Source organism: Citrobacter sp. L55, from assembly GCF_002850715.1.
GTDB classification, from domain to species: Bacteria; Pseudomonadota; Gammaproteobacteria; order Enterobacterales; family Enterobacteriaceae; genus Citrobacter; species Citrobacter braakii.
This window is the reverse complement of the sequence record NZ_KZ559399.1, coordinates 679,614-704,553: the sequence shown is the minus strand read 5'-3', so window position 1 is coordinate 704,553 and position 24,940 is coordinate 679,614. Positions and strand designations below refer to the sequence as shown.

The following is a 24,940-nucleotide window of genomic DNA, read 5'->3' as shown; positions in this document are numbered from 1 at the left end:
CCTTACGCCAGAACGCCGAGCCCATAAGCCCGGTCCAGCACTCTGATAATCATTACCGGCTGAGGCACATGCTTTCGCTCAAACTTCACCGGGTCGTTATGTAGTTCTGTATGGCACTGACGACACAAGGGGATCGCGAAAATATCATGCGCCTTCGTTGCCATCCCTCCCTGCCCCCAGCCGATTAAATGGTGTGGGTCATCTGATGGTTTGCCGCAGCATTCGCAGGGCTGTGTTTTAATCCATGCAAGATATCTGGGGTTCGCCCAACGGATCCTCTTCGGACGTTTCATATAGGTTTGCGGGGACTCGGGATCTACCAGGACACCGACTACGGGTTTAATCGCTGGAACTTGCGCTGGTGGCATGTTCACGGTTACTGCGTTGGCTCTGGCTGTAATGATGCTGGTGGCGGTTACACCCGGTTCGATATCGCATTCACGCATGACTGAATGATGCTCTTTCGAAGGAATACGTAGCGACCGACTGGCTGCTGATTCGGGAATTGCGTCGGTAACTCTCATTCGAACCGCCCACCAGCAAAGCTCAGCCAGCGACAACTCTCTGGAAGAATCCATATTTAGCGCCACCATGATGCTGTTAATAATCCAGTTAATAACATTACGTCTCGCCAGCTCTGCAAGTTGTTCGCTGTAGTGGTCACGCAGATGGTTATCACAATGTCCACACAGGAGAACCGATCCGGGTTCATGACGCAGAGTGGTTAACTCGTGATAATGGTAATTGCTGTGTGGCCACTGGCAGCAGCTACCGCCATAACGCAGAAGCCAGTAATCAAGACCACTAAAACCACCAGCAGCCTTTATAACTTTTTCATCCTGGAAGAACGGCCACAGGGATTCGTCACTGGCCAGCGGCTGGCGAACGTCAGGAACAGGGCCTGCAGGCAACCTTTCCATGCTTGCAGGCTGACTTTCCACCAACACACGTTCACAACTGAATAATGACATCAGCTCGCTGCCCGGCTTGAGCAGCACAATTCCAAGCTCACGTGCAACCACGGGTTTAAGCAGCGCCCTCATTCTGCTATCTCCCCGATAATTATTTGTCCCTTCTCTCCCCATAATTTAGTGACACGTGAATCCCAGATGTGAGCGTCATCTTCGTAAATAGCATCCATCAGGGCTTTCATCATATTGTCGAAATCAGGTTTAGTCTGGTGTGGTTTACCGTTGAACTCAGCCCGTTTCTTTTTGCCCCAGCTCGCCGGCATCGGAAGAATGAAGGTGACGTGTGAACCGCTTTCCGGCAGCTCAACACCCTGCAGACGAACTTCATCACAGAAAGCCCGGTAACGCAGAACCTCGGGACGCTTTTTCCATTTGTCAGCGCGCGTCATTCTGGGCTTGCCCATTGGGGTGATATCGTAGACTTTCACATTCACCTCCAGATCCGTTGTTGCCAGGTTCTCTCCTGACGCGGAGGCTTAGATGCTTCTGGCAAGAACGCGCTGATCGTCCAGTGAATGAAGTCATTATCCAGACTACGCTCTGTCTTAATCTGCTTTGCGCGATAGCGGGCTTCCAGTTCATCAGCCTGCTCAGTGGTGAGTTGAGTATGTTGAAACCAGCTTTTCTTCATAACGCACCTCTGGATGCGGCAAAAAGAAAATCGCTGGCGTTAGTTAACGTCAGTATGTGGGATTGCTTGAATTGATCTTGCGCCATGGGCTTTTCTCCTGTGGCGCAGCAGGTATAGGTTGTTCAGGCCTATGACGGGAGTGTAACAGATTTTTGGGTAACGCGATAACCAGCCCTTTCCAGCATCTGAGTAAACAACGTAGGTGTACCAATAATTTCATTATCCTGAAGAGGCAAAAATGACACCATGCTATCGCGTCGGTACATCAGGGCGCGCTCACACTCAGGAAATGATTGCAGCCTGGCAACGATGACTCCATCGTGACATCTGATGACTGCGTAGCCTTTTTTGGGCAATCCTAATTTTTCTTTCACTTAAACTCCCCCATGCAAACGGGATAAAAGTAACACCCAAAATAATTAATAAAACCAGTCGTCAGCACTTTCCCAGGTTTCCTGGAGGATAGTCTCTATTTTCTTTTTATCTTCCTTGTCACCACCAAGAACACTTAAGCCATCAGAGCCTGTACGACGTATGCTCAGGCTGCAGTTCTCATACTGATTACCCAACCTTTTAAGTAACTCTTTCTCCAGCGCCGGCACTGCTCCCTTTGGAAGTTCTTTAGTACGATCAATGGTGAGTTCAACTTTCATATTAGCCTCCACTGCATATACTGTATATTTGTACAGTATACCGATACATTGAAATGATCAATGACTTAAGAGCACAAATTGTTAACCTTAGCCTATAAATGAGATGCAAAAAAAACCCGCCGAAGCGGGTTCAATCCAATGCGGACTTGTTGTTTTGACACCATTGTAAGTATTGAGATATCAACGTCCTTAAATTTGGATAACTGCTTTGATTGGGATTGATTGCGCAACTTTCATATGCTCGTCTCCCCCTGCAACTTTTTCAGGTTCTGTCTAACATACCCAATCAAAATAACAACTGTGTCAGGTATCCCATAATAATCGCCATGCCCAAAATAACGGTCAGAAATGCAGCAATCAAGGGTGTTTTGAACATTGATTTAAGCAGTATTACTTCCGTCAGACTAGCTCCTGCGCTACCAATAATCAGAGCCATTACTGCTCCCGTTCCCATGCCTTTATCCATCAAGACTGATGCCAACGGAATTACTGCCTCAGCACGTATATACAACGGTATTCCAATAATTGCACTTAGTGGAATCGCAAACGGATTATCATTCCCAGCATGAGCAGCAATCCACTCTGCAGGTATAAAACCGTAGATAAACGACCCTATAACAATACCTAACATCAGATAAGGTAATACATCTTTAAATTGAGTCCAGGCATCCTGAAATGCCAGACGTATCGCACCAGGATCTCTTACTACACTTTTCGGGAAGAATTGTTTATTTGTTTGACCTGTCTCGCAGGTCAATTCACAATTTGTGCCCTGAAATGCTGAGAAACTCTTAAACGTTTCTTGTGGTTTAGAACAACTATTAGCCCCTATGTCCTGTTGATTTGATACAGAACAGCAAGCTGAAACACTCCGTAGTTTAGTTTCAAGAGTTTTTCCACTGCTAACACCACAACAGCTAGCCAGCGGTTTTGATTTTTCGACAATATGTCGGTCAAAACCAAGCACATCTAACAAAATACTTGCCAGTACGGAAACTGTTGCAGCTATAACAGCGTATAGCAGGGTAACTTTCCAACCAAAAGTAACCCACATCAGACCAATGATTATCGGGTTAAGCAGAGGTGAAACAAACAAGAATGTAAGTGTTGGACCGAAGCCTGCTTTTGCTGATAACAGTCCGCGTAACATGGGAATTGTAGAGCAGCTGCAAAACGGTGTTACAGCTCCTAACAGCGATGCAAGTATGTAACCTCTCCCCTTTCTCGCCCCTAACATTCTTTTAATCTTTTGGTCCGGAATTTTTTGCCTGATAAGGCTAACACCCGCACTAATCAGAAAAAAAAGCGCAGACAACTCGACAGCAAGAAACAAGAACATCTCTGCCGCGTTAGTAAACATAGAAATCCAGCTATTCATGAAACCCCCTATAAACTATATTTCTAGAATAATCGAATTATTGAGGTTAGATCAACATATTTCTGGTATTATCGAAATATCACTAGACGAGGAAGGCACCATGCAACTAGAAGAAGTAGCTAAAGCTATGAAAGAATTAGGACATCCGACACGTTTGTTTATTTTCAAACACCTTGTTAAAGCCGGTGAACAAGGTTTACCTGTAGGTGATCTACAAAAACAACTTGCGATTCCATCTTCAACACTGAGTCATCATATATCCGCTCTTGTTTCCGTAGGTCTGGTCAAACAAAATCGCGAAAGCCGCTCCTTAATCTGCGTTTCTCAATATGACAAGTTAGAGTCGATTATTGATTTTCTACGCGAAGAATGTTGCATCAACAGTCCAAAGATTTAAATCGAGGCAATCCATTGTTTTTATTTGATAAAGGAGCCGCCTAAATAACAGGCGGCTCTCCTGTCGCTTATTTCAATTTTTTGCCTGCATCATCAACGACTTTCTCGCCATCTTCCTTGGCGAAAGCCCCTTTCTGAGCATCAGGAAGGATATCCAGAACAACTTCAGAAGGACGGCACAGTTTGGTTCCCAGCGGTGTTACAACGATGGGGCGATTAATCAGGATCGGATGCTGCAACATAAAGTTAATTAACTGGTCGTCAGTAAATTTATCTTCGGCAAGACCCAGTTCCTCATATGGCTCGACGTTCTTACGTAGTAACGCCCGGACGGAAATGCCCATATCAGCAATGAGTTTGACCAGCTCATCGCGTGAAGGTGGAGTCTCAAGGTAAAGAATAACGGTCGGCTCATTACCGCTGTTGCGGATCATCTCCAGCGTGTTACGCGATGTGCCGCAGGCTGGGTTGTGATAAATGGTGATGTTGCTCATATCAGTATCTCATTACAAAGTGAAAGAGAGACGTAGCGCCAGCGCGGCCAGCGTTACAAACAGCACAGGCAGAGTCATGACGATCCCGGTGCGGAAATAGTATCCCCAGGTGATGGTCATATTCTTCTGTGAAAGTACGTGTAGCCAGAGCAGCGTTGCCAGGCTACCAATAGGGGTAATTTTCGGCCCCAGATCGCAGCCAATGACGTTGGCATAAATCATTGCTTCTTTGATAACGCCCGACGCGGTACTGCCATCAATCGACAATGCGCCAATCAATACGGTAGGCATGTTATTCATGATAGAAGAGAGGAATGCGGTCAGGAATCCCGTTCCCAGCGTGGCTGCCCACAGGCCTTTATCTGCGAGTAAGTTCAGCACGTCAGACAAATATTCTGTCAGCCCTGCGTTACGCAGCCCATAGACCACCAGATACATTCCCAGCGAGAAGATCACGATCTGCCATGGTGCCCCACGCAACACTTTACCGGTGTTAATGCCGTGACCTTTTTTTGCCACAGCAAACAGGATTGCTGCCCCTACTGCTGCAATGGCACTGACCGGAATACCCAGTGGTTCGAGTACAAAAAAGCCCACTAATAAAAGAATTAATACAATCCAACCTGTTCTGAATGTTGCCAGATCTTTGATGGCTTTTGCGGGCTCTTTCAGTCGTGCAATATCATAAGTGGGCGGGATATCTTTGCGGAAAAATAGATGCAGCATCACCAGAGTGGCGACGATGGCGGCGATATCCACCGGCACCATTACCGAGGCATATTCCGTGAATCCCAGTTTGAAGAAATCAGCCGAAACGATATTGACCAGGTTCGATACGATAAGCGGCAAGCTGGCGGTATCGGCAATAAACCCTGCGGCCATCACGAAAGCAAGTGTGGTGCTTTTACTGAAGCCAAGCGCCAGGAGCATAGCGATAACAATCGGCGTCAGAATAAGTGCCGCGCCATCGTTGGCAAACAGTGCCGCGACTGCCGCGCCAAGCAGAACGATATACGTAAACAGAAGGCGGCCACGACCGTTCCCCCAGCGAGAAACGTGCAGCGCTGCCCATTCGAAAAAGCCTGACTCATCAAGCAACAGACTGATGATAATAACGGCGATAAATGTTGCCGTCGCGTTCCAGACGATATTCCACACCACCGGAATATCAGCAATGTGAATCACACCCGATGCCAGAGCCAGTACGGCCCCCAGCGTGGCGCTCCAGCCAATCCCTAATCCCTTTGGCTGCCAGATAACCAATATGATGGTCAGGATAAAAATGGCTCCTGCCAGTAACATATAACCTCCTGAAAGGGCAGCAATGCTGCCCCGAATGATGGTAATAACTAACCCGCGAGTTGTTTGAGTTTATCGATGCCGGTTGGTTCTGACGCCAGTACGGGTACAAGTGCTACACGGCTGGCATGTAGATTTTTAACGCTCTCGATCTGCGGACGTTCCTGCTGCGCTCGCAAGCGGAGCAGCGGTGAACGGGTATCCGCGATGGAAAGGCTGTTATTGATAATCCAGCCCCAGGGGTGAATTCCTGCACGTTCAAGGTCGGCCTGTAAATTTGCCGCCTCAAGTACCGGCGTGGTTTCCGGTAGCGTGACCAGTAACACTTTGGTTCGCTCCGGGTCCTGCAGTTGCATCATCGGTGTGGTGAAATGGCCTTTTTCCCCCATTTTTCTGGCAATCTCGCGGTGATATGCCCCGGTGGCATCAAGCAGCAAGAGCGTGTGTCCGGTCGGTGCCGTATCCATCACCACGAAGCGCTTACCCGCCTCGCGAATCACCCGTGAAAAGGCCTGGAATACCGCAATTTCCTCGGTGCAGGGTGAGCGTAAGTCCTCTTCCAGCAGGCGTTTTCCCGCATCGTCCAGTTCTTTTCCCTTCGTCTCAAGAACATGCTGACGATAGCGTTCAGTTTCCTCGAGAGGATCGATCCTGCTGACCTGCAGATTGTTGAGGCTGCCGTTGAGGGTTGTGCTGAGATGCGCTGCAGGATCAGATGTTGTCAGATGGACATCAAATCCCATTTCGGCCAGTCTGACAGCAATGGCAGCCGCCATCGTGGTTTTCCCTACACCACCTTTACCCATCAGCATGATCAGGCCATGCTCATTACGGGCAATATCATCGACCAACGCAGAAAGTGACGGAATGTCAGGGCGCTGTTGAATGTATTCTTCAGAGAATGACGCCTCTATAGGCTGAGTGGAGAGAAGTCCGCTGAGTGCAGACACGCCGACCATATTGACCGGCTGGAGGAATAACGTGTCAGTTGGCAGACCGGAAAGATCAGAGGGAAGATTGGACAGCGCCTCCTGTTCACGGTCCCATATTGCCGCAGCCAGTGTATCGTTTGCTGCTTCAGTTTTGGGCAGAACGCCGTTGATGACCAGGTACTGATTTTTAAGACCGATGGCGGCAAGCTCCAGATGAGTCCGGGCAACTTCCTGCAACGTGGATTTTTGCAGACGAGCAACCAGAACCAGTCGGGTACGTGCTGGATCAGATAATGCTTCAACAGCCTGGGCATACTGTTCACGCTGTTTTTCCAGACCGGCCATCGGGCCGAGGCAGGACGCACCCTCGGGATTGCTATCAATAAAGCTACTCCAGGCACCTGGCAACTGGAGAAGGCGAATGGTATGACCCGTCGGTGCGGTATCAAAAATGATATGGTCAAACCGGGTCAGTAGAGAAGCATCTGTCAGTAATCCGGTAAATTCATCAAAAGCCGCAATCTCTGTTGTGCATGCCCCCGACAGTTGTTCGTTGATGCTGGAAACGACGTCATCAGGCAGGATGCCTTTAATGGGGTCAACGATTCTGGCCCGGTACTGTTGTGCAGCGGCCTGAGGATCAATCTCAAGAGCCGATAATCCTGGAACAGAAGCTACTGGCTGAATGGTATTGCCAATCGTCTGTCCAAACACCTGACCTACGTTTGAGGCCGGATCGGTACTGACCAGCAGCACCCGTTTCCCCTGTTCTGCCAGACGGATCGCCGTGGCGCATGAAATAGAGGTTTTACCAACGCCTCCTTTACCAGTAAAAAACAGATAAGGGGGGATATTCTGTAAGAAGTTCATATGTCCTCCTGACATACTTAACAACAAGAAGTATTACCACCACAGCAGATTGTTGGCGCTAATCCCACTTTCTCCAGTGGAATGCCAAACCAGCGAGCCAGCTCAGCGCGTTTCGGATAACGCCCAGCCATCACTGTTTCGCCATCCAGTAACAACAATGGCAAACCTTCTGCCCCGGAAGCCTCTATAAACGCTTTGACCTTCTCGTTCTGTACAAAGCTCATCGGTTGTTGTGCGAGATTGAAACGCTCAATTTGTACACCACGTTGTTTGAGCCATTGTACATCCGCAGAAAAATCGACCAGAGCCTGATCAACATCTGTACCGCAGACTCCGGTGCTGCAACACATCGCTGGGTCAAATACCGTTAACGTTTTCATTTCAATACCTCACATTTGAAAAAACATATATGTTCAGGCAAATTTTTTAGATGCAGACAGCCTTCCCGCTACCAGAGCAGTTGGCTGAAGCCAGCTTACGGGCGATGGCCTGAACGTCGTCCTGTTGGCTTAACCAGGCCTGCTCAATAATCTGAGCAGCCCAGGAAGGAATATGCGGGGATAAGCGGTAATGAACCCATTTCCCCTGCTTGCGATCCAGCAATAATCCACTTTCCCGAAGCATCGCCAGATGGCGGGAGATCTTGGGCTGAGATTGTTCCAGCGCAGTGCAGAGATCGCACACGCACAACTCTCCCATCTCTCTAAGCAATAACACGATACCCAACCGGGTTTCATCTGAGAGATTTTTGAAAAGTTGTAGAGAAGTTAGTTCAACCATTTTAATCTCCTGAATTCTCTCCGTAGTTTCCTGCAATAGTTGAGTGCCGTCAACTATCATATTCGAAAATTCAAATATGATAGTTACGTGAATTTCATTTCGTGTTTACAATTTGTTTATTCTTCAATTCGTTAACCCTGCCGCTTTTCGACGCCTGTATTCATCCATCAGTAGTTGCGCTGGCGTTGGTCCCGCCGGATGGTGCGGCGCCGCCAGTTGACGTCGAATTGGTGGCACACTTAGTCCGTTACCAACATGCTTCGACCACTTCGTAAGTAACTTTTCCGCCAGTCGTTTCAGTTCCCCCTCTGTCATTTGTCGTTCAACGCCCGTTCTGCGCATTTCGATGCAGATGTGATACAGCACGGGCTGAGGCCATGGATATTTATCGCTTCCTGAATACCGATATGACTCATTGCGCCAGCGCCGGTATTCCGTCATAACCTGCTCCGATGTCAGTCCGAATGGATTCGCCCCACTCTCTGAAACCAGAGAAACAAACTCAGCCAAGTCAGGCGGCCATGTATTTCCCATCGCGCAGCGCTCCATGCACTGCTGACAGACCAGCCGAATTTGAGGTTCAGTCATCGAACCTATCTGGGCTATCCAGATAGGCGAAGGCTCCGCCCCGTTTTTCTGGGTCCATCGGTTCGAATACACCTCCCCCATGACCTGCCACAGTCGCCAGGCTGTTTCCGTCGCCATCAAGTCCATTCCTGCGGCGCCACTCTGCGTGTGCTGACTGAATTTGCTGAACTGCCCGGGATGCTGTTGGTTCGGATCCTGCTCCCACATGACTGTTACCTCCGGTTTCTGGTTTTACCTGCGTTCTAACCCGGGCTACATGTCGGGCAAATTTTTGTTCCCACTGGATTTGTGTAAAAACTTTCCCTTCCGACTCCCAATACGCGGTGAATTCTGCGAGTTCAGTCAGAAGGTAATCTGGTTCAGGCAGGGAGATACCCCACGATGCAGCGCGCTGTCGGAAGTCTCTGGAGGGAAGCCAGCTATCTGTCATGCTGAATTTCCCGATCGGTTCATCAACACCGTCCAGGTATCGGGGCATGGCCGGGGATGGCAGTACATCCCCATTCGGATTTTTCATCGCGCCCGCGTTAAGAGAGGGGTTTAAGATCTGTTTACTGCTTACTGCTTTCTGGATACCTGATGGCAAAGGTTTAGCCAAAGACTTAGCCTTATCCTTAGGCAAGGCGAAAGCCTTATCAAAAGCCGTCCCCATAGCGTCAGAAACCCCGTAGCAGGCGGCTTTGAGAGCTTCATATGCTTTATCTTTCAGTGAACATTCAGGCAGTAATTCAAACGATCTTGCCCATGATTTGATCACGTTCACTGATGCTGGCGGGTTATGTTTCACCGCGTTAGGCAACCAAAAAACTCTGGCTTTAAGGTCGGCTTCCACCATACCTAACGCTATGGCTTCGCCTAAGGCTAAGTCGAAGGCTTCGACATCCCAGTTTAATTCTTCGGCCATAGCCGCCCTTCCCGCCTTATACAGCCCGGGAATAATCCCTGTGAATGGACCCGTAAGCAGGTAAATAAACAGACTCTGCCCACTTGGCGGGAGTGGTGATAAGGCTCGAAACTTAGGATCATCCCACATGGTGATCTTCACCTTACGGTAAGGCTCGTTACTAGCCTTACTCTTAGGCATGGCCTTAGCCAAAGGATTAGGCATACTTCACCCCGCGAGTTGCAGTAATAATGGTCATTGGTCAAAACTCGATTAAAACAATTGCGGCGCTACGGCGCTTATGCTCGCCAGTAGTGGTCCCGCCGCATCAGCAGGTAACATGTTGAATAATGCGATTGCCGCCTCACGAATTTCCTTCTCGAGCTTTTGTAATGGCGCGCCAATTAATTTCGCATGGTGTGCCTCACTGCATTCTTTGATAGCGTTCGCCACCAGCTCTGCTTCTGTGCTCGCATTACTTAATCCGTGCTTTCTGGCAATCTGAACTGGCATAGCAGCAATAATTGAACCTGACAGTTGCATAACGTAAGCCGTGTACTTTTCCGAACCGCCCTCGTTTTTCAGATATCGGAATAAATTCTGTTTATTAACAGCAATTCCACGGCCATCTACTTTGGCCCACTCTTCAGCCACCAGCTGAGCGATCCGTTCCTGTGCCTGTCCTGGTAATGTCGATTCCCATTCACGAACGGCGACCCAGATTTTTTTGCACTTCATCCAATCCCGGCGACAAACAGAAAACTGATTTTTTGTTTTCTGAGTTCTCACCATCGTCGGGGTATGGTTTTTAAAAGAGATGGTTTGCATGGTCACTCCTTAGGTAATCCATCCGTTGGATTTGGGTATAAGTCGGGTCTAAGTTCGTGGGGGGTAACCCCTGTAGCGCTAAAGACTTGAAGTACCCGTGACGAAGGAACAGTACCTTTTGCTTTCCACTGACTTACTGCCATTCCGCTTACACCAATCGTGCAAGCTAATTTATTGGCCGAGCCAGCTAGTCGAATTGCGTTATCAATGGCTGTCATAACTATCTCCTTTTTAAATTGGGAGTAATAAACCATAGGTTTACATCAATTGCAAACTTTAAATTTATTGTGACTATAAACCAAACATTTACAATGGGTGTATGAAAAACACTGACGATCTCAATAACCAACTGGTAGCCCGCTTAGAAGAAATTACTCAAAGAGGGATCAGCAAAGCTGATATGGCTCGCATTGCAGGAGTTACGCCTCAAGCTGTGAATGGGTGGTTTAAGAAGGGAGTTATCAGTAAGAAGTCCGCCATAGCAATTGCGGAAGCCGCCAACGTGTCCGTTACTTGGTTGTTAGGTGAGAAAGTATCAGAAGATTCAGGTCTCAAGCCTAACGAGAGCAAAATGCTTAACTTGTTTAGGCAGCTACCAGAGGCAGAGCAAGAGCGAATGATCGATACCTTTGCACTGCGGTTAAAGGAAATTGATGATTACGTGGAGAAATATCTTCGTGGTCGTTTTAAGGCTAACGATGTGAACTAAGAGTTTATTCCCATCCATTGAAACCGGCGTTTGCCGGTTTTTTTTCGCCCTTTTGTCAGAACCTCCCTCCCCTTAGTTTTTCACGACTGATAAAGCAAATGTTTGCCTCTACATCAATTGATGATTGACACAAACATTAAACCAATGATTTAATCATTCTATCGAAAACGTCATCGAGGCAGGACGCCCACGAAGTAGCTGCCGGCGGCATACGAATCACCGGATGAGATGACAGGCATTAACACGCAGCAGGTTCAACGTTCCGCCAGCCTGGCGACAAGGGCAACACAAGAGGATAAATCCATGATCGATTTCGCACGTAAACCAGTGCGGTGTCAGGCCGTACATCTAAATCGCATTGAAGTAATCATTCGACTGATTTGCTACACGCTTGCCCAGAAGGGCGACCCGTCTGCCGACCAACAGACTGCTGTTCGTTCATAACGAGTTTGACCAATGGCTGTTGCCAGCCTCATGCCCGGTGCACAGGGCATTGTGATGGTATTACCACCATCGTAACCAAACAGGAGACGAAGACCTGTTCTGGTTAAATTGGAAAAGTGTTCTTTGCCCGTCCCGTGGCGGGCTTTTTTCCGGAGGTTTTTATGTCAGCTAACGATCTGGCATTGCGCTTCAGCAGCGCACCAGCCGAGGCATTAATCGGGGTTTTGCCTGTTCTGGAAGTAAAAGAAGCATTACGTGAAGAAGTTGAAAGTGATGTGATGGATGAAATCTGGACTGAGCACAACTTTGAAATGGAAGCGATGGGTGAACAAGTTGATGAAACAGCCAGGCTCGCTCGTAAGTTTGAATGTGCGGCTGAAGCTCTTGGAACGGCGATCAAACTTGCTCTGACTCTCCCACATAATGAGGCAATGCAGGTTCTGAATGACGCCTTAAACGATAACCCGGGATACGGTCGCGAACCGGCAAAGGATGCATGATGGAGTTTGGAATGAAACGCGTGGTGGCTTCTGTTCAGGTCGTTGCCATCCTCAACAGGATTTACAACGGCAGTCCGGTTTCCATCGCATCTATCAGTAAAGAATCAAAGCTGTCTGTGTCTTACCTCGAGCAGATTTTCTCGAAGCTGCGCAGCAGTGAAATCGTCACCAGCCAGCGTGGCGCTGGTGGCGGGTACCACCTTAGCAAAGCAAACCCCAGCGTGGCTGACGTCGTTCGCGCCGTTACTCACACGCCTGATTCATTTGAGCCCGTGCTGAATGCTCTGGAGTGGGTCCCCGTCGCACAGCTGGCGCAGGGAAAATCTCCTACCCCATAAAGCACAAAACCCGCGCAAGGCGGGTTAAGTACCCGGTCAGCCGACCAAAGCTTTCCGGAACGAGTTTTGACCAATAACCACTACCTTAGGCGGCGATCATCAGCTGCCGGGTATCTTACAATCCTATGGAGCCCGAACGCAATGTTAACGTATGCGTATCTTATTAAAGCCAAAGCGAAAGCAACTGAGGCAAAAAACCTGTTTTGCTGGTTCTCTGCGAAATCAGATTCCCGTGCAGAACGCGAAATCCTCAATATTCTCGAAGACAATGATATTGCCGTCGGTCGTGGCGCCGACTATCAATTACCTGTCCGCACCAACTGGTTTGTTGTTGACGATCTTCCTGAGGAAAGCAAACTTGATGACACATGGTGCGATCGTTACGAACTGGCAGAAGACCAGCAAACGTGGCAACTGAAACAGAAGCCTGATAATGAGAATCAGGAGACTTCCTGTCAGCAAAAACCTGAAACTTCCAGCGACAATGTACCCAACAGCGATGCGCCAGCATTGCTCCGCCCCATATCTCGCCTGCGCCTGTCTCAGCGACTGATTGCGCACCTGGTCAATGACACTGAAGAGAAGGAAATCAGTGAAGCGCAGCACATCCAGATCGGGCAAATGGTACTGAACGAAAATGATCTCTATGTACAAAACCTGTTACAGGCCGTTTCGAATGTGCCAGCGGTGAAAGAGCTTTCTGCTCATGTCGAGTGGAAGCTGACAAGCGCTGTAAAAGAAGTCTTCGACCGTGAGCAGGTCTATACCGTTGCTTCATTTGAGCAATTTATTACCGAATGGATTGAAGAACCAGAAAAGCGAGCTCTTACCGTTCAGGAGTGGGTTAATCAAAAGAAAGCAGGAGTTGCGGGTGATGAACATGCCACTCCACCTGTAACGCCAGAGCTTATTACCGTTGCGACTCTGCCGCTACGCCAGCGCCTCTTAGCTCAGTTTATTTCTGAAGAATATGCTTACCATATTGATACTGAGCAGAAGAAAACCATTCAAGAACTCGAGCTGGATGTGGATAACAGCTATGTGCAGAACCTGCTGCTTGCCGCCGAGAATGTAGAACCATTCAGGAAGGCGCCAGAGATCGATATCTGGAAGATTGTCAGCGCGCTGAAAACCGTTTTTCCGGTTGATGGAAAACGAGTTGAACTGGTCACCGTCATTCAGTTCTTTAAGGCCTGGTTCAATACTGAGCACATTGACCGTGGGCTGCTGGTTAAAGAGTGGTGTAAGGGCAATCGTGTGTCGCAGATTCAGCGCACTGACTCCGGAACCAACGCTGGTGGAGGCAATAAGACCGATCGCAACCCGGAACTTGTCCACACGCTGGATACTCTGGACATTGATATTGCGCTGGCCACACTTCCAATGGATTTCAACATCTACGATATTCCTGGTGGCGTTTTCCGTCGTGCAAAAGAGATCATTTCTAAAAACGAAAGCCCTTTCAAAGAGTGGTCCGCCGCCCTGCGCAAACGCGCTGGTATCCTGGATTATTCCCGCGCCGCTATTTTCGCGCTTATACGTAGTGCAGAAGAAAACACTCACCATTTCCCGGAACTGCTGAGCCGTTACATCAACAAAAACCTGACTGAAACCGACCACCAGCACCCAACTGAAGAAACTCTGGCGGCAGCCGGTCACGTACCAGAAAAAAGCTGGGAAAACGAGATTAAAGAGAAGTCCACAGCTGAACAGAAGGCAATAACCGAGCAACCAGAAATCGCCAACATGGGCAACGGTGTTTTCTCCATTGATGGCCTGATGGGTAACCAGCCGGCGCCAGCGCTTTCTGTCGTAGACCAGGTACGCCAGCGCGCGGTCGAAGAAAAATTACATCAAGCCAATACCGAGGAAACCACCAGCGATGTGCAGATGGAAAAAACTGACAACAGCGAAATCAAAGCCAATCCTGATGTGCCTCAGGGCGAAGCAGCAGCTTTGCCAGTTGAAAGCACTGATGCAACTGGTGAGCCTCCAGCTTCCCTGAATAATGAACCCGTTCACCATATAGATACGGATCACCTGAACGCTTTTTATACTCACCTGATGGTTGATTTGGAAACTATGGGCAGCGGTCCTGATGCACCAATAGTCTCTATCGGCGCCGTATATTTTGATCCTTCAACTGGTAACACTGGTGCCGAATTTTACCAGGTTGTCAGTCTTGAATCATCGATGTCGTTTGGCATGAAACCGGATGCGTCAACAATTCAGTGGTGGTTGAAACAATCATCTGAAGCCCGCTCTGCAATTCTGGTTGATGAGGCCATGGGGCTGCGTGAAACCCTTGAACTACTGGCTGACTTCATTGCTGAAAATGCTGCTAACGGTAGTCACACTGTTCAGCTGTGGGGTAATGGATGCTCGTTTGATAACGTCATTCTCCGCCGCGCATATGCATTAGCAGAGACTCCCTTCGCTGTTCCGTTCTGGAATGACAGGGACGTAAGGACCATGGTTGAACTGGGTAAATCTGTCGGTATCAACCCGCGCTTCGACATCCCGTTTGAAGGCGACATGCACAATGCGCTTTCTGACGCCCGGCATCAGGTCAAATACGTATCTGCAATCTGGCAGCGCCTGACAAAAAACTGATTTTAGGTTTTCACTTACAGCCAGCTGCAGCATGTACTGTTGTGGCTGGCGGCATCGGAGTTATGTATGTCGCAACTCATTTTCAGCGAAGAGTGGATGGTTGAAGCGCGACTAACAGAAAAGACCGGCTTGTCGGAAAGACAAATTAAAAGTTATCGGTTGAATTTGTGGATCGAAGGCGTGCATTTCAAACATCTGACAGCTCTCGGGGAAACTGACAATTCTAAAGGTCTGCTTTGGTACAACTATCCAAAGATTAACCAATTAGTACAGGATGCATGATGGACTTTCCAACCGGCGTTGAGCTGCATAATGGAAAAATACGGATCACATTTACCTATCGCGGCAAACGTTGCCGCGAAGTCCTTCGCGGCTGGACGGTGAACAGCAGCAACATCAAAAAAGCTGGAAATCTTCGTGCGCTCATAACAAGTGAAATACAGCTCGGTAAGTTCGACTATGCGGAACGTTTCCCGGAATCCAAAGCGCTTAAGAAGTTCATCACAACCAAAAAAATTACCACGTTTAAAGAACTAAGTGATTTTTTTACAGACACCAAAGCCTTAGAGGTATCTGGTGCAACACTGCTATCGCTTACTTCGGTCGTAAATACGTTACTGCGTGTAGTCGGAGAAAATACCCGTCTGGTAGATATTGAGCATGCCGATATTTTGCATTACCGAAAGGAGTTATTGACCGGGACAATTATTAACCCGGCAATGCCGGGTCTGACCAGGCAGGGCCGCGCGCCCTCAACAGTCAATAAACAGATGGCAGTTTTATCAGAAATGCTTAAGCTCGCAAACCGAAGCCAGTTTATATTGCATGCTCCTTATGAAGGAGTGTCGCGACTCAAGTTATCTAAAAATGATCCCGACCCACTTTTACTTCATGAGTACCAGGCTCTGATAGCCGCCCTTCCCCGTAGCCAGGCATTAATCATTATTGTTGCCGTACATACGGGGATGAGGCCGGGCGAGATATGCGCCCTGGCATGGGAAGACATTGATTTGGTAAAAGGTGAAATCCACGTATCCAGAAGTTTGACGAATAAGCGAGTATTTGTACCCCCTAAGACAGATGCCGGAATAAGGACGATAACGTTGCTTAAACCTGCTCTGGATGCACTGAAGGAACAATACGAAGTCACCGGCGCTAATCCGAAGCAAGAAATTCGATTTCACCATCGGGAGATCGGAAAAACTGAGCAGCAATCTCTTCGCTTCGTTTTTTCACCGACAGCATATTCGTCAAAAAAAGGCAGTTACTTCTCCAAGAACTCGATTGCCTATGGCTGGAAGCGAGGCCTAAACTTGCCAATATCCGCGAAAGGAATCCTTATCAGTCACGGCATACCTACGCATGCTGGACGTTGATGGCCGGAGCGAATCCGTCATTCATAGCGAGTCAGATGGGACATGAAGATGCGCGAATGGTGTACGAGGTTTACTCCAAGTGGATTGGCGACATGAACCAGGATCAGGTCAACATGCTGAACAATCAGATGCCAACGGCATTGCCCCCAGGACGCCCCCACGGGCAGGGGAGCATGAGAAAAGTTATTTAATTTCATAGCGCTGCTTTCAATCCACATAATCAGCGTTAAACTATTTATACCGTTATTTTAGGGAGAAACGATGATGCGCGTACTGGTTGTCGAGGATAATGCTTTATTACGCCACCACCTCAAGGTTCAGTTACAGGATTTAGGGCATCAGGTGGATGATGCAGAAGATGCGAAGGAAGCGGACTATTATCTGAATGAACATCTGCCGGATATCGCGATCGTTGATTTAGGACTCCCCGATGAAGACGGTTTGTCATTGATCCGCCGTTGGCGCAGCAATGAGGTTTCGTTGCCGATTCTGGTGTTAACCGCGCGTGAAGGCTGGCAAGACAAGGTGGAAGTACTCAGCGCCGGAGCCGACGATTACGTCACCAAACCGTTTCATATCGAAGAGGTGGCTGCACGCATGCAGGCACTGATGCGTCGCAACAGCGGTCTGGCATCGCAGATTATCTCTCTTCCTCCTTTCCAGGTGGACCTCTCTCGGCGCGAGTTATCCGTCAATGATGAAGTTATCAAGCTCACGGCGTTCGAATACACCATTATGGAAACACTTATCCGTAATAACGGCAAAGTGGTCAGTAAAGATTCGCTCATGTTACAGCTTTACCCGGATGCCGAGCTGCGTGAAAGCCACACCATTGATGTTCTGATGGGGCGTCTGCGTAAAAAAATACAGGCGCAATACCCGGATGATGTTATCACCACCGTGCGTGGCCAGGGATATCTTTTTGAACTGCGCTAATGAATAAATTATTGCGTCATTTTTTCCCGTTATCACTGCGGTTGCGCTTTTTACTGGCAACCGCGGGCGTGGTATTGGTGCTTTCGCTGGCCTACGGCATGGTTGCCCTGGTGGGCTACAGCGTCAGCTTTGATAAAACAACGTTCCGCCTGCTGCGGGGTGAAAGTAACCTGTTCTATACCCTGGCAAAATGGGAGAACGGTAAGATAAACGTCGAGCTGCCCGAGAATCTCGATATGCAAAGCCCAACAATGTCGCTGATCTATAACGAAGACGGTGAGTTGTTGTGGGCGCAGCGCAATGTTCCCTGGCTGACGCACAGTATCCAACCGGAATGGCTAAAAGCGAACGGTTTTCATGAGATTGAAGCCAATGTAGATGCCACCAGCACCTTACTGGGCGAAGATCACTCCGCTCAGCAGCAGCTAAAAGAAGTCAGAGAAGATGACGACGATGCCGAAATGACCCACTCGGTCGCCGTGAACGTCTACCCCGCCACTGCCAGAATGCCACTGTTGACCATAGTGGTTGTCGATACCATTCCTATTGAGCTAAAGCGCTCGTATATGGTCTGGAGTTGGTTTATTTATGTGCTGGTCGCCAATCTGTTGCTGGTCATTCCGCTGTTATGGGTAGCCGCCTGGTGGAGTCTGCGGCCTATCGAATCGCTGGCGCGTGAAGTCCGTGAGCTTGAGGAACATCATCGAGAGATGCTAAACCCCGCCACCACGCGCGAACTGACCAGCCTGGTCCGCAATCTTAATCGACTTTTAAAAAGCGAACGCGAGCGCTACGACAAATACCGTACGACGTTAACAGACCTCACCCACAGCCTGAAAACACCGCTGGCGGTATTACAGAGTACGCTCCGCTCGATGCGTAATGAAAAAATGAACGTGAGCGACGCGGAACCCATCATGCTGGAACAAATCAGCCGTATTTCCCAGCAGATTGGCTATTACCTGCATCGCGCCAGCATGCGTGGCAGCAGCGTGCTGCTTAGCCGCGAACTGCATCCGGTCGCGCCGTTGCTGGATAAACTCACCTCGGCGCTAAATAAGGTGTATCAGCGTAAAGGCGTGAACATAAATCTCGATATCTCACCCGAAATCAGTTTTGTGGGCGAACAGAACGATTTTGTCGAAGTGATGGGCAACGTGCTGGATAACGCATGTAAATATTGTCTGGAGTTTGTCGAGATTTCAGCGCATCTGTCCGAAGATCAGCTACACATTCTGGTTGAAGATGATGGTCCAGGTATTCCGCAAAGCAAACGGGAAGTGGTGTTTGACCGTGGACAACGTGTCGATACGTTACGACCAGGGCAAGGCGTTGGACTGGCGGTGGCGCGAGAAATCACCGAACAGTATGACGGGCAGATTATTGCAGGCGATAGCCTGCTGGGTGGCGCGCGCATGGAAGTTATTTTTGGCCGCCAGCAGCCGGGGCAAAAAGACGAGTAATCGCCGCATGTAATAAATATGTACTGATTTCCCGCTTGCGGTTAAGTATCCGTTATAATCGGTTGCAGATACCAGCCTGCGGGATGCTCATTATGGAATACCAACTCACACTTAACTGGCCCGATTTTCTTGAACGCCACTGGCAGAAACGCCCGGTGGTCTTAAAACGCGGGTTTAACAACTTTATTGATCCACTCTCTCCTGACGAACTGGCTGGACTGGCAATGGAAAGCGAAGTCGACAGCCGACTCGTCAGCCACCAGGACGGTAAATGGCAGGTTAGCCACGGTCCGTTCGAAAGCTATGATCATCTCGGCGAGAACAACTGGTCGCTGCTGGTACAGGCGGTCAATCACTGGCATGAACCCACCGCCGCGCTGATGCGTCCGTTTCGCGAACTGCCGGACTGGCGGATTGACGATCTGATGATCTCCTTCTCTGTCCCCGGCGGCGGCGTTGGCCCACATCTTGATCAGTACGATGTGTTTATCATTCAGGGAACCGGGCGACGTCGCTGGCGCGTGGGCGAAAAACTGCAGTTGAAGCAGCACTGCCCTCACCCGGACCTGCTGCAGGTCGCCCCGTTTGAAGCCATCATCGATGAAGAGCTGGAACCCGGCGATATCCTGTACATTCCACCAGGATTCCCGCACGAAGGCTATGCGCTGGAAAACGCCATGAACTATTCGGTCGGTTTCCGCGCGCCGAATACTCGCGAACTGATCAGCGGGTTCGCCGATTACGTTTTGCAACGTGAGCTGGGCAGCACGTATTACAGCGATCCTGACCTGCCGCCGCGCGATCATCCGGCTGACGTTCTGCCGCAGGAAATGGACAAGCTGCGTGAAATGATGCTTGGACTGATTAATCAGCCGGAACATTTCCAGCAGTGGTTTGGCGAGTTTATATCTCAGTCTCGTCATGAGCTGGATATTGCTCCACCGGAGCCGCCGTATCAGCCAGACGAAATTTACGATGCCCTGAAGCAAGGGGATGTGTTAGTGCGTCTGGGCGGATTGCGCGTATTGCGCATCGGCGATGACGTCTACGCCAACGGTGAGAAAATTGATTCACCGCATCGCCCTGCCCTGGAAGCACTTGCCAGCCATATTGTTCTGACGGCCGAGAACTTTGAGGATGCGCTGGAAGATCCGTCTTTCCTTGCCATGCTTGCCGCACTGGTTAACAGCGGATACTGGTTCTTCGAAGGATAATACGAACGGTGCCTGATGCGACGCTAGCGCGTCCTATCAGGCCTTTTGGAGTGAAATACTGTAGGCCGGATAAGCGAAGCGCTATCCGGCATCTATCGATAAATTTACTGCTGCTTTGCGGTTAACTCCGCAATACGTACAATCACCCGCACCGCTTTTTCCATTCCTTCCAGAGTTACAAACTCATGTTTACCATGATAGTTGTAGCCTCCGGTGAACAGATTCGGACACGGTAACCCCATAAACGACAGCTGCGCGCCGTCGGTGCCGCCACGAATAGGTTTCAGCACCGGCTCAATATCGCAATCGCGCATCGCCTTCTGAGCGATATCCAGCACGTGCGGATGCTCAATCACTTTTTCGCGCATATTGTAGTAGCTGTCTTCAATCACCAGTTCGATATAGCAATCCGGGTGTAACCCTTTGCCGACCTTTTTGGCGATCTCCATGATCTTGCGTTTGCGCGCTTCAAACTGCTTGCGGTCAAAATCACGGATGATGTAGTGCATATCCGCCCGATCGACCGTCCCTTTCATGCTCGCCAGATGATAAAAGCCTTCGTAGCCTTCCGTCGTTTCCGGGCTTTCGTCTGCCGGAACCTCAGCATGAATACGAGCAGCCAGCGACAGTGCATTCACCATCACCCCTTTTGCGGTACCGGGATGGACATTGTTGCCGACAATTTTGATATTAACCGACGCGGCGTTGAAGTTTTCAAATTCCAGCTCTCCCACGCCACCGCCGTCAACGGTATAGGCCCACTGCGCATCAAATGCCGCAACGTCAAAATGCTTCGCCCCTTTACCAACCTCTTCGTCCGGCGTAAAGGCCACGCGGATATCACCGTGCGGAATATCTTTTTGGATGAGCACCGCCAGCGCGGTCATGATTTCCGCCACGCCAGCTTTATCATCCGCGCCCAGCAGCGTTTTACCGTCTGTGGTGATCAGCGTCTGACCCAGAAGTTGATGCAGCACCGGGAACATCACCGGCGACAGAACTTCATCACCAATGCCTAACGCAATATCGCCGCCGCGATAGTTTTCAACGATTTGCGGATTAACGTTTTTACCGCTGAAATCCGGTGAGGTATCCACATGGGAAATAAAGCCGATCGCGGGAATATTGCCAGCAACGTTAGCGGGCAACGTGGCCATCAGCGTCCCCTTTTCGCTCAGTGAAATGTTAACCAGCCCCATCTCTTCGAGCTGTTGTTTGAGCAGTTGTAATAATTTCCACTGTCCTTCGGTGCTGGGTACCTGCCGCACGCCCGATTTTGATTGGGTGTCCAGCGACACGTAGTGTAAAAAACGCTCAAGTAGTTTATCCATGCAGTCACCCTCACTTTTTGTGACAACATTATCAATAAGCAACAAAAGACAAATATTGCGTCAGGTCACTTTTATCCCCGCAAGTGAGAATATTTCGCCCTGACATCCCCTCTGACTATAGGGCTAAGTCAGTAATTCGCAACAAGGATTGGCGATTACCATGGTTTGCCGTAGAATAACGGCCCTCATTAAGAGTCATCAAGGTGGTTAACCACGAACCCCGCAGCGGTCAGCCATCCGTTGCGTTTACATGGGACAGAGTAAAAAATTGAATAAACAACCGCGTTCGCTTTCTCCACTGGTGCAATTAGCGGGAATTCGCAAAAGTTTCGATGGCAAAGAGGTGATTTCCAGCCTGGATTTGACCATCAATAATGGCGAGTTTCTCACGCTGCTTGGCCCCTCTGGCTGCGGTAAAACAACCGTTCTTCGCCTGATTGCCGGTCTGGAAACGGTTGATTCCGGTCATATCATGTTGGACAACCAGGACATCACTCACGTTCCTGCGGAAAACCGCTACGTGAACACCGTCTTCCAAAGCTATGCGTTATTTCCCCACATGACCGTTTTTGAGAATGTGGCCTTTGGCTTACGCATGCAAAAAACGCCCGCAGCCGACATTCCTCCCCGCGTTACCGAAGCTCTGCGCATGGTGCAGCTGGAAGAGTTCGCCCAGCGAAAACCGCATCAACTCTCCGGTGGACAGCAGCAGCGCGTAGCGATTGCCCGAGCGGTGGTCAATAAACCTCGTTTACTCCTGTTAGACGAATCTCTCTCTGCGCTGGACTACAAACTGCGCAAGCAGATGCAGAACGAACTGAAAGCGCTGCAACGTAAGCTTGGTATCACCTTTGTCTTTGTCACTCACGATCAGGAAGAGGCGCTGACCATGTCAGACCGTATCGTGGTGATGCGCGATGGCAAGATTGAGCAAGACGGTACGCCGCGCGAAATCTACGAAGAGCCGAAAAATCTGTTCGTCGCCGGGTTTATCGGTGAGATCAATATGTTTAACGCGACGGTGATAGAACGTCTGGACGAACAGCGCGTTCGTGCTAACGTTGAAGGTCGCGAGTGCAATATTTATGTCAACTTCGCGGTGATTCCCGGGCAGAAGCTGCACGTCCTGTTACGCCCTGAAGATCTGCGCGTTGATGAAATCAACGACGACAATCATATCGAAGGCCTGATCGGCTACGTGCGTGAACGCAACTACAAGGGCATGACGCTGGAGTCGGTTGTGGAACTGGAAAATGGCAAGATGGTGATGGTCAGTGAATTCTTCAACGAAGACGATCCTGACTTTGACCACTCTCTCGACCAGAAAATGGCGATTAACTGGGTAGAAAGCTGGGAGGTCGTACTGGCTGATGAAGAACACAAGTAAATTCCAGAGTGTGGTGATCGTCACCATTGTCGGTTGGCTTGTGTTATTTGTCTTTCTGCCCAACCTGATGATCATCGGCACCAGCTTTTTGACCCGCGACGATGCCAATTTCGTCAAAATGGTCTTTACGCTGGAAAACTATACACGCCTGCTCGATCCGCTCTATTTTGAGGTATTGGTTCACTCCCTCAATATGGCGCTGATTGCCACGCTCGCCTGTCTGGTGCTCGGCTATCCGTTTGCCTGGTTTTTGGTGAAACTGCCGGAAAAAGTGCGTCCATTGCTGCTGTTCCTGCTGATTGTTCCGTTCTGGACCAACTCGCTTATTCGCATCTACGGACTCAAAATATTCCTCAGCACCAAGGGCTACCTCAACGAATTTCTGTTGTGGCTCGGCGTTATCGATACCCCCATTCGCATCATGTTTACCCCCAGCGCGGTGATTATCGGCCTGGTGTACATCCTGCTGCCGTTTATGGTGATGCCGCTCTATTCCAGCATTGAAAAGCTCGATAAACCGCTGCTGGAAGCCGCGCGCGATTTGGGCGCCAGTAAACTTCAGACCTTCACCCGCATCATTATTCCGTTAACGATGCCGGGAATTATCGCCGGATGCCTGCTGGTTATGCTGCCCGCAATGGGGCTGTTTTACGTTTCCGATTTAATGGGCGGGGCGAAAAACCTGCTGATTGGCAACGTGATTAAAGTTCAGTTCCTGAACATCCGCGACTGGCCGTTCGGTGCTGCCACCAGCATTACGCTGACCATCGTCATGGGTCTGATGCTGCTGATCTACTGGCGCGCCTCCCGCTTGCTGAACAAGAAGGTTAGCGACATTGATAGTTAACCGATATTACCTAAAAAGTTAAAATGATCATGGCATGCAGTTTACCCTCAAGTAAACTGCATGCCAGGTCACGAACGGGGATAAGATTTGTAAAATCAGAAAGGAATTGTAAACGCGCAAAAATATGCCGTCATGATACGCATGAATTTATTATCGATATTCAAGAAATTGTCTTCTGGATTCATCATCTTCAAGGTACTCAAATGAGAGAAGGCGAATTTTGGTAAGGTTATAAAACCACTCGCAATCGTTTCGTTGAATAATTTCGCCAGGCTTGAAACATATTCCGGATGCTTCCCGGATAATCGCATATTTACCATTATTAAACCTGGCCCTGTGGATACAGAAAGATTGACCAACCTGCCCATGACAGCTGTTCGAAAAGATATGTCCTTCAATAAAAATAGATTTTTTAGATTTCATCATCATATCCTCTCAAACTACAGTACAGGAGCAATATTGTCATTTCCCAACATCACTCACGTTAGGTGGCAGAAGCCGATCAGCCGCCGATACACCAGCATTCTGATGGTCTGAACAACAGCCCGCAGGCAGGGCATTCCAGAACCGCATCTTTTCTTAGTTTACCTGCTTTCTGATCGGCTCTGTATGCGCATACCGGGCAGGCAACATGCACCGGTCTTTCTTTAAAGTGCCTGAGTCCTTTTGTATAAGACATAAATAATTCTCTGAGGAACACAGTAATTATTATACGCCTTAATATAAAAATAACTGGCTTAAGTTATGTTAATTTATGATTAAATCAGGATATCAGATATTGAAAATTAAACGTCTGATTTATGATATAATACCCTTCCGTGAGAAATTTATCATGAAATCAGAAGACACCCTTGACTGGTACCCGGCCCAGTTGCCACCAGTGAAAATTATTCTTGGCGAAGCCGTGCTGGCAGTGGGCAAACAGGGCCGACCTATTAATACCCGAACTTTGCTGGAATACCTTCAGGTCATGCAGGACAAGCAAAAAAAACGAGATGACAAAATCGCCATGCAGACAGCGATTGAGGTTCTCAGGGATAATCAGCGCATTAACGGCAGACGTTAATGCGCGTCTGGAC

At 49.1% G+C, this 24,940-nt stretch carries 30 protein-coding genes and 1 pseudogene; 14 read left to right on the top strand and 17 right to left on the bottom strand.

Annotated features, from left to right (window positions below; all coding sequences use genetic code 11):
- Positions 1-2: 2 nt before the first annotated feature.
- The 6 genes from B9P82_RS03490 to B9P82_RS03465 form a co-directional block, all read right to left on the bottom strand.
- Positions 3-1,043 (bottom strand): DUF968 domain-containing protein, encoded by a 1,041-nt coding sequence (locus B9P82_RS03490; RefSeq protein ID WP_101699936.1) that lies wholly within the window; start codon positions 1,041-1,043, stop codon positions 3-5.
- On the bottom strand, positions 1,040-1,399 hold the full coding sequence (locus B9P82_RS03485) for a RusA family crossover junction endodeoxyribonuclease (protein WP_049268781.1): 360 nt from the start codon (positions 1,397-1,399) through the stop codon (positions 1,040-1,042). The genes B9P82_RS03490 and B9P82_RS03485 overlap by 4 nt, the downstream gene beginning before the upstream one ends.
- A 2-nt stretch (positions 1,400-1,401) precedes the next feature.
- A complete protein-coding gene (locus B9P82_RS03480; RefSeq protein WP_003832333.1) occupies positions 1,402-1,602 on the bottom strand; it encodes a hypothetical protein in 201 nt (66 codons plus the stop codon).
- Between the two features lie 128 nt (positions 1,603-1,730).
- Complete coding sequence (locus tag B9P82_RS03475; protein WP_049268782.1) at positions 1,731-1,976, bottom strand: hypothetical protein; 246 nt, start codon at positions 1,974-1,976, stop codon at positions 1,731-1,733.
- A gap of 45 nt (positions 1,977-2,021) precedes the next feature.
- Complete coding sequence (locus B9P82_RS03470) at positions 2,022-2,255, bottom strand: DinI family protein (protein ID WP_044700595.1); 234 nt, start codon at positions 2,253-2,255, stop codon at positions 2,022-2,024.
- Between the two features lie 286 nt (positions 2,256-2,541).
- The gene (locus B9P82_RS03465) at positions 2,542-3,633 is read right to left on the bottom strand and encodes a permease (protein WP_101699935.1); all 1,092 of its coding nucleotides are present in this window, start codon (positions 3,631-3,633) and stop codon (positions 2,542-2,544) included.
- A 100-nt stretch (positions 3,634-3,733) separates the two neighbouring features.
- Here B9P82_RS03465 and B9P82_RS03460 point away from each other — a divergent pair, with 100 nt between their 5' ends.
- Positions 3,734-4,030, top strand: coding sequence for an ArsR/SmtB family transcription factor (locus B9P82_RS03460; protein ID WP_038641364.1), 297 nt, complete (start codon positions 3,734-3,736; stop codon positions 4,028-4,030).
- Positions 4,031-4,097: 67 nt separating this feature from the next.
- Here B9P82_RS03460 and arsC read toward each other — a convergent pair whose 3' ends face one another.
- The 9 genes from arsC to B9P82_RS03415 all read right to left on the bottom strand — a co-directional run bounded on the left by arsC (position 4,098) and on the right by B9P82_RS03415 (position 10,921).
- A complete protein-coding gene (arsC, locus tag B9P82_RS03455; RefSeq protein WP_038641366.1) occupies positions 4,098-4,523 on the bottom strand; it encodes a glutaredoxin-dependent arsenate reductase in 426 nt (141 codons plus the stop codon).
- A 12-nt stretch (positions 4,524-4,535) separates the two neighbouring features.
- The gene (gene arsB / locus B9P82_RS03450) at positions 4,536-5,825 is read right to left on the bottom strand and encodes an arsenite efflux transporter membrane subunit ArsB (RefSeq protein ID WP_044711231.1); all 1,290 of its coding nucleotides are present in this window, start codon (positions 5,823-5,825) and stop codon (positions 4,536-4,538) included.
- 47 nt (positions 5,826-5,872) lie between these two features.
- Positions 5,873-7,624 carry an arsenite efflux transporter ATPase subunit ArsA gene (gene arsA / locus B9P82_RS03445; RefSeq protein ID WP_048235610.1) on the bottom strand — a complete coding sequence of 584 codons (1,752 nt, stop codon included), beginning with the start codon at positions 7,622-7,624 and terminating at the stop codon, positions 5,873-5,875.
- 17 nt (positions 7,625-7,641) lie between these two features.
- Positions 7,642-8,004, bottom strand: coding sequence for an arsenite efflux transporter metallochaperone ArsD (gene arsD, locus B9P82_RS03440; RefSeq protein ID WP_044711234.1), 363 nt, complete (start codon positions 8,002-8,004; stop codon positions 7,642-7,644).
- Positions 8,005-8,050: 46 nt separating this feature from the next.
- Positions 8,051-8,404 (bottom strand): As(III)-sensing metalloregulatory transcriptional repressor ArsR, encoded by a 354-nt coding sequence (gene arsR / locus B9P82_RS03435; RefSeq protein WP_044711237.1) that lies wholly within the window; start codon positions 8,402-8,404, stop codon positions 8,051-8,053.
- Positions 8,405-8,527: 123 nt separating this feature from the next.
- Positions 8,528-9,073 (bottom strand): replication protein P, encoded by a 546-nt coding sequence (locus B9P82_RS03430; protein ID WP_135912879.1) that lies wholly within the window; start codon positions 9,071-9,073, stop codon positions 8,528-8,530.
- The gene (locus B9P82_RS28830; RefSeq protein ID WP_048236453.1) at positions 8,985-9,896 is read right to left on the bottom strand and encodes a DnaT-like ssDNA-binding domain-containing protein; all 912 of its coding nucleotides are present in this window, start codon (positions 9,894-9,896) and stop codon (positions 8,985-8,987) included. The genes B9P82_RS03430 and B9P82_RS28830 overlap by 89 nt, the downstream gene beginning before the upstream one ends.
- Positions 9,897-10,148: 252 nt before the next feature.
- A complete protein-coding gene (locus tag B9P82_RS03420; RefSeq protein WP_048235612.1) occupies positions 10,149-10,703 on the bottom strand; it encodes a toxin YdaT family protein in 555 nt (184 codons plus the stop codon).
- Between the two features lie 2 nt (positions 10,704-10,705).
- Positions 10,706-10,921 carry a transcriptional regulator gene (locus tag B9P82_RS03415; protein WP_032949519.1) on the bottom strand — a complete coding sequence of 72 codons (216 nt, stop codon included), beginning with the start codon at positions 10,919-10,921 and terminating at the stop codon, positions 10,706-10,708.
- A 101-nt stretch (positions 10,922-11,022) separates the two neighbouring features.
- Here B9P82_RS03415 and B9P82_RS03410 point away from each other — a divergent pair, with 101 nt between their 5' ends.
- The 10 genes and pseudogenes from B9P82_RS03410 to roxA all read left to right on the top strand — a co-directional run bounded on the left by B9P82_RS03410 (position 11,023) and on the right by roxA (position 20,296).
- Complete coding sequence (locus B9P82_RS03410) at positions 11,023-11,412, top strand: helix-turn-helix domain-containing protein (RefSeq protein WP_032949520.1); 390 nt, start codon at positions 11,023-11,025, stop codon at positions 11,410-11,412.
- Positions 11,413-11,640: 228 nt separating this feature from the next.
- Positions 11,641-11,856, top strand: a complete 216-nt coding sequence (locus B9P82_RS03405) for a hypothetical protein (RefSeq protein ID WP_048235613.1) — start codon at positions 11,641-11,643, stop codon at positions 11,854-11,856.
- A gap of 161 nt (positions 11,857-12,017) precedes the next feature.
- Positions 12,018-12,356 (top strand): hypothetical protein, encoded by a 339-nt coding sequence (locus tag B9P82_RS03400; RefSeq protein ID WP_135912188.1) that lies wholly within the window; start codon positions 12,018-12,020, stop codon positions 12,354-12,356.
- An 11-nt stretch (positions 12,357-12,367) separates the two neighbouring features.
- Positions 12,368-12,694 (top strand): RrF2 family transcriptional regulator, encoded by a 327-nt coding sequence (locus tag B9P82_RS03395; RefSeq protein ID WP_032944383.1) that lies wholly within the window; start codon positions 12,368-12,370, stop codon positions 12,692-12,694.
- A 141-nt stretch (positions 12,695-12,835) separates the two neighbouring features.
- Complete coding sequence (locus tag B9P82_RS03390; RefSeq protein ID WP_053090400.1) at positions 12,836-15,307, top strand: 3'-5' exonuclease; 2,472 nt, start codon at positions 12,836-12,838, stop codon at positions 15,305-15,307.
- 66 nt (positions 15,308-15,373) lie between these two features.
- Entirely contained in the window at positions 15,374-15,589 is a 216-nt protein-coding gene (gene xisR / locus B9P82_RS03385; protein WP_032943036.1) for an excisionase family protein, read from the top strand.
- Positions 15,589-16,874: pseudogene (locus B9P82_RS03380) on the top strand (Arm DNA-binding domain-containing protein). The gene xisR and the pseudogene B9P82_RS03380 overlap by 1 nt, the downstream one beginning before the upstream one ends.
- Positions 16,875-16,947: 73 nt before the next feature.
- Positions 16,948-17,619 (top strand): two-component system response regulator PhoP, encoded by a 672-nt coding sequence (gene phoP, locus B9P82_RS03375; RefSeq protein ID WP_003846709.1) that lies wholly within the window; start codon positions 16,948-16,950, stop codon positions 17,617-17,619.
- Positions 17,619-19,082 (top strand): two-component system sensor histidine kinase PhoQ, encoded by a 1,464-nt coding sequence (gene phoQ / locus B9P82_RS03370; RefSeq protein WP_101699933.1) that lies wholly within the window; start codon positions 17,619-17,621, stop codon positions 19,080-19,082. Before phoP ends, phoQ begins: the two co-directional genes overlap by 1 nt.
- A gap of 92 nt (positions 19,083-19,174) precedes the next feature.
- On the top strand, positions 19,175-20,296 hold the full coding sequence (gene roxA, locus B9P82_RS03365; protein ID WP_016152697.1) for a [50S ribosomal protein L16]-arginine 3-hydroxylase: 1,122 nt from the start codon (positions 19,175-19,177) through the stop codon (positions 20,294-20,296).
- A 104-nt stretch (positions 20,297-20,400) separates the two neighbouring features.
- Here the strand turns inward: roxA and pepT are convergent, their stop codons facing one another.
- Positions 20,401-21,627 carry a peptidase T gene (gene pepT / locus B9P82_RS03360; protein ID WP_016152696.1) on the bottom strand — a complete coding sequence of 409 codons (1,227 nt, stop codon included), beginning with the start codon at positions 21,625-21,627 and terminating at the stop codon, positions 20,401-20,403.
- A 250-nt stretch (positions 21,628-21,877) separates the two neighbouring features.
- Between pepT and potA the strand changes: the two genes are divergently transcribed.
- A complete protein-coding gene (potA, locus tag B9P82_RS03355) occupies positions 21,878-23,014 on the top strand; it encodes a spermidine/putrescine ABC transporter ATP-binding protein PotA (protein ID WP_016152695.1) in 1,137 nt (378 codons plus the stop codon).
- Positions 22,998-23,861 carry a spermidine/putrescine ABC transporter permease PotB gene (gene potB / locus B9P82_RS03350; protein WP_016150058.1) on the top strand — a complete coding sequence of 288 codons (864 nt, stop codon included), beginning with the start codon at positions 22,998-23,000 and terminating at the stop codon, positions 23,859-23,861. The genes potA and potB overlap by 17 nt, the downstream gene beginning before the upstream one ends.
- Positions 23,862-24,363: 502 nt before the next feature.
- Here the strand turns inward: potB and B9P82_RS28825 are convergent.
- On the bottom strand, positions 24,364-24,540 hold the full coding sequence (locus tag B9P82_RS28825) for a YnfU family zinc-binding protein (protein ID WP_213083733.1): 177 nt from the start codon (positions 24,538-24,540) through the stop codon (positions 24,364-24,366).
- Positions 24,541-24,693: 153 nt separating this feature from the next.
- On the opposite strand from B9P82_RS28825, the gene B9P82_RS03340 reads away from it, so the two are divergent.
- Positions 24,694-24,927 carry a hypothetical protein gene (locus tag B9P82_RS03340; protein WP_029139493.1) on the top strand — a complete coding sequence of 78 codons (234 nt, stop codon included), beginning with the start codon at positions 24,694-24,696 and terminating at the stop codon, positions 24,925-24,927.
- The last annotated feature ends 13 nt before the right edge of the window (positions 24,928-24,940 follow it).